The organism is Nocardiopsis sp. TNDT3 (genome assembly GCF_003427465.1).
GTDB lineage: Bacteria > Actinomycetota > Actinomycetes > Streptosporangiales > Streptosporangiaceae > Nocardiopsis > Nocardiopsis dassonvillei.
The window spans coordinates 1-1,673 of the sequence record NZ_QPFC01001123.1; the positions used below are offsets into that span (position 1 = coordinate 1).

At 78.5% G+C, this 1,673-nt stretch carries 2 protein-coding genes; both read right to left on the reverse strand.

Translation table 11 applies throughout. The features are described from left to right. Window positions 1-127: 127 nt before the first annotated feature. The gene (locus DQW06_RS24620; protein WP_013152583.1) at window positions 128-538 is read right to left on the reverse strand and encodes an ABATE domain-containing protein; all 411 of its coding nucleotides are present in this window, start codon (window positions 536-538) and stop codon (window positions 128-130) included. A 157-nt stretch (window positions 539-695) separates the two neighbouring features. Beyond that, window positions 696-1,673 (reverse strand): hypothetical protein (locus DQW06_RS24625; protein WP_117199401.1); only part of this gene is annotated, 978 nt, incomplete at its 5' end.

Here is a 1,673-nt window from a genome sequence, read left to right on the forward strand (position 1 = left end):
CCACCGGCCCCGCCGGGGCCGCCGCGGCCGGTGGAAAGCGGCGCGGAACGGGGACTCCCGCGCCGCGGGCGGGCCCGCGCGGACTCCTCCGGCCCGGGGCCGGGTCCCCGCGTGTGCCGCGGTCCCCTCAGAGCCGCATGTGGCGCCACTCCCCCGTGGACAGCACCACGGCCCAGGCCCCGGCGATGCGGGCCAGCCCGCGGCGGACCTCGTCCACGACCGCCGGGGTCAGCGGCACGGGGGCCTCGCGTGAGGCCTGGAGGCGCACGGTGACGCGGAGGCCGTCCAGGACCTTCTGGCCCCGGGCGATGGCCTCGTGGTCGGGTTCGGCCCGCCGCTCCAGGACCGCCCGGATGCCGTCGCGCAGGGCGATGGCCTCGTCGAGGTCGGCGAGGGTGATGGGGATGGCTCCCTCGGTGGCCAGGCGGTGCTCGCGCAGGAACCGCGCGAGGTCGGCCCGGTCGGCGAGTCCGGCACCGGTGGAGACGAAGTCCGCGATGAGTTCGGCGGCCGCGCTGTGCCGCGTGGGGGTCGTCATGGGGGCTATCCCACCACGGCCGGCCCCCGGATACCGGCGTTTTCGCGAGCCCGTGGCCACAGGTGGTCATCGTGTACGTGTCCAACGAGACGTGTGGGGACGAAACGGTCGCGATGCTTGCCGGTCCGCCCGCCGTGGGGCTCCGCGCCCGCCCGGCTCAGGCCGCGAGCAGCGCGCGGAGCCCGCGGCGCTCGCGGGGCAGCCCCAGCCGGGCGAGCACGACCAGGAAGTTGGCGAACCGGCCGTCCCAGAAGCCGTCGTGGTCGGCCAGGACCCGGAGGTAGTCGCGCTGGACGGCGGTCAGCTCCGCGGGGTCGCGCGGCGCGGCGGGCCCCGTGGCGGACGGGGCCGCCGACCCGTCGGGACCCGTTTCGGCGCCCGCGTCAGCGGTGGTGCCGTCGTCCGCGTCGGCGGCCGCGCCGCGGCCCGTGTCGGCGGCGCGGAAGGCCAGGTCCAGCAGCGGACCGGCGTCGGCCGCCGCGGTGAGGGGTGAGGTCAGCGGGGCCAGCGCGCGCAGCACCGGGAGCAGGCGCGCGGCGTCCTCGGCGGTGGAGCGCTCGGCGAGTTCCCGGACCAGGGCGAAACGCACGTGGCCGGTGAAGTGGGCGGGACGCCTGGTGAACCAGGCGTCGGCCGCCTCCGGGTCCGCGAGCGCGGCGGCCAGCTCCGCGGTGGCCGCGGGGTTGGCTCGCTGGCCGGGCGCCAGCGCGGCGCAGGCGCGGATGGCGGGGTCGGCGTGGGCGAGGAACTCGGTGGTGTCGGCGCCGCAGGCGCCCAGGGCCAGGACGATCACCGCGCCCTCGTCGCGGGTCTCGGCCATGTCGGCCGCGCCGGACAGGTCGGGCTCCAGCCCGCCGAGCCGGGCCAGGGCGGAGGCGGCCTCCACCGCGCACATGCGCGTGTGCGCGTCGGAGGCGGTCAGGTGGGGTTCGACCGCCGCGTACAGCACGGGCGCGGCGGCGCGCATGTCCGGGCCCACCCTCCGCATGAGCGCGTCCACGGCGGGGGTCTCCCAGACCCCGACCGCCTCGTCCTCGTCGTCGGAGGCCAGTGCGGCGTAGACCCGGTCCAGCTCGGCCCCGGCGGGGGGTTCGGGCACGGGGCCGGGGGGCGTCTGGTGCAGCGCGCTCTCGGC